The 2,684-nt window shown below is 76.3% G+C and carries 3 protein-coding genes and 1 pseudogene; all 4 read right to left on the minus strand.

The features are described 5' to 3' along the window. On the minus strand, positions 1-189 hold a 189-nt coding region (locus tag DKL51_RS34580), incomplete at its 3' end, for a hypothetical protein (protein WP_185734651.1). Next, a complete protein-coding gene (locus tag DKL51_RS00205) occupies positions 186-1,331 on the minus strand; it encodes a cobalt-precorrin-5B (C(1))-methyltransferase (protein ID WP_124811597.1) in 1,146 nt (381 codons plus the stop codon). The genes DKL51_RS34580 and DKL51_RS00205, both read right to left, overlap by 4 nt. Before the next feature lie 34 nt (positions 1,332-1,365). Next, positions 1,366-2,148, minus strand: a pseudogene (gene cobM, locus DKL51_RS00210) (precorrin-4 C(11)-methyltransferase); the annotation flags it as partial. Continuing rightward, positions 2,145-2,684, minus strand: a 540-nt coding sequence (locus DKL51_RS00215; protein WP_124811598.1) for a precorrin-2 C(20)-methyltransferase, incomplete at its 5' end; no start/stop codon positions are given. The gene DKL51_RS00215 and the pseudogene cobM, both read right to left, overlap by 4 nt.

The raw sequence follows: 2,684 nt of genomic DNA on the forward strand, positions 1-2,684 counted from the left end.
GACCACCAGCCGCGCCTCGGCCAGCGCGTCGAGGGCGGCGGAGCGCGGCGGCCGGCCCGCGGCGTCGATCCCCACCACGGTCACGACCGTCCCGGCGGGCGCGGACCGCGCCTTCTTTGGCGCACGCAGTTCGGCGTGTCGGGCCTCGGCGGGCACCGCCTCCCCGGCCTCAGGTGGTGGGGTGGTCATGCGGCCCACCGGCCCGAGGAGGCGACGATGCGGGAGCCGGCGAAGTCCACCATGGCCACGTCGACCGTCACGGCGTGCGTGGCGAAGCGGAGCAGCACCTGGCGTACCCGCCGACAGAGCAGGTCCCCGGCGGGGCCGAGCAGCCCGGCGGCCTCCCACAGCTCGTACGCGTGCCGCCCGGTGTTCGCCGCCGCGACCGCCGCCACCAGGTCGGCGTCGCCACCGGCCGCCGCGGTCACGTCGCCGAGCAGCGACAGGTCCACCCTGGAGCGGGTGTAGTGGGTCATCAGCACGCCGGCGGCGAGCTTGGCCAGCTTGCCGGCCATGCCGACGAAGACCACCCCGGTCATGCCGTCGCCGACGGCGGCGGTGACCGCCGCGCCGGTGAAGTCGCCGACCTCGACGAAGCACACCTCGGGCAGCGCCGGCAGCAGCGCCCGGGCCGCCCGCTCGGTACGCCCCCCGGTGCAGAGCACCATGGTCCGCTCCCCCTGGGCGGCCATCACGTGCACCGCCTGCACGACGCTGGCCCGCCAGGAGGCGGTGGAGAACGGCCGGACGATCCCGGTGGTGCCGAGGATGGAGATGCCGCCGAGGATGCCGAGCCGCCGGTTGGTGGTCTTCCGGGCCATGATCTCGCCGCGGGGCACGCTGATCACCACCCGGACGCCGACCTCGGTCAGGTCGACCACCTCGGCCACGGCCTGCCCGATCATGCGGCGTGGGGTGTCGTTGATGGCGGGCCCGCCGACCTCCAGCCCGAGCCCCGGCCTGGTCACCGTGCCCACGCCCGGTCCCCCGTCGAGCCGCAGCCCGGGCTCGGGCCGCCAGGTCACGGTGGCGGTCAGTTCGGCGCCGTTGGTGACGTCCGGGTCGTCCCCGGCGTCCTTCACCACCACGGCCTCGGCCCGCTCGGCCGGCGTCACCTCGCAGCGGGCCACCTCGAAGGTCACCCGCCGCCCGGCCGGCAGCCCGATCTCCACCTGCCGCTGCGACACCCCGGTGACCAGCGCGGTCACCGCCGCCTTGGCCGCCGCCGTCGCGCAGGCGCCGGTGGTCCAGCCGGTACGCAGCGCGGTGGGCCGGACCTTCGCGGTACGCGGCAGGTCCGGCTCGCGCAGCGGCGGCTCGGCGTACGTCATCGGGACCGGCCGTCCCCAGCGTCGCCGGCGCCGGTGCGGCGCGGGCGGCCGGCTCGGCCCGGCGAAAGGTGTGGAAGTGCCCGGGGTGGTAGAGGTGCGAGCGGGTGCCGCTGGCGGCGAGCGCCGGTCCGACCAGGAAGAGGGTGTGCTTCCAGAGCCGGTGCTCCTTGACCGTGGCCTCCAGCTCGCCGAGGGCGCAGCGCACCACCAGCTCGTCCGGCCAGGTCGCCTGGTACGCGACGACGACGGGCGTCTCCGGCGGGTACCCGCCGGCGAGCAGTTCGGCCTGTGCCTGCCCGGAGCGGGCGGCGGAGAGGAAGAGCGCCATGGTGGTGCCGTGCCGGGCGAAGTCGCGGACCCGCTCCCCCGGCGGCATCGGGGTCTTCCCACCTTCGAGCCGGGTGAGGATGACCGACTGGGCCACCTCCGGGATGGTGAGCTCCCGGCCGACGATGGCGGCGACCGCGGTGAACGACGACACCCCGGGGACGATCTCCACCGCCAGGTCGAGGGCCCGGCAGAGGTCGAGCTGCTCCTGCACGGCGCCCCAGAGCGCCGGGTCGCCGGAGTGGATCCGCGCCACGGTCAGGCCCTCGGCGGCGGCCCGCTGGTAGAGCGGCAGCACTCCCTCGATGGGCAGCTGCGAGGAGTCGACGATCTCGACGTCGGGTCGGGCGTGGGTCAGGACGTCGGCGTGCACCAGGCTGGCCGCCCAGATCACCACGTCGGCCTGGGCGATCACCCAAGCGGCGCGCAGGGTGAGCAGGTCGGCGGCGCCGGGGCCGGCCCCGACGAACCACACCTTTCCGCTGGTCACAGCTTTCCTCCTCGGCGGTCCCGGCGGGCCGGGACCAGCAGCGTCGACAGGTACGGCAGGTCGTGGTCGGCGTCGTCGACCGGCCCGACGCGCTCGTCGGGCAGGCCCAGCCCCCGGCCCAGCACGGCGTCGTCCAGCCGGCCCTGCCGGCGCAGCTCGCCGACCAGCTCCGGATGGCGCCGCCAGCCCTTGTAGACGACGACGGTGCCCGGCCCGGCGAGCGCGTCGGCGATGAGCGCCAGCCCGGCGGTGGCGGGCAGCAGGGTCAGCGGCTCCCGTCCTTCGCAGAGCGGCACGCCGCTGCGGGCGGCCAGCTCCTGCATGGCGGTGACGCCGGGGACGGTGCGCACCTCGACGGCGGGGCGCAGGGCGCGCACCCCCTGCGCCAGGTAGCCGAAGGTGGAGTAGACGTTCGGGTCGCCGATGGTGGCGAAGGCGACCGACCGGGCGCCGTCGTCGAGCGCGGCGACCACCGTCCGGGCCGCCTCGTGCCAGGCCCGCTCGCGGCGGGCGGTCACCCCGCCCCGGTCGTCGAG

Origin of the sequence: Micromonospora globispora, from assembly GCF_003857015.1 — a bacterium.
In the GTDB taxonomy this organism is placed as follows: Bacteria; Actinomycetota; Actinomycetes; order Mycobacteriales; family Micromonosporaceae; genus Micromonospora; species Micromonospora globispora.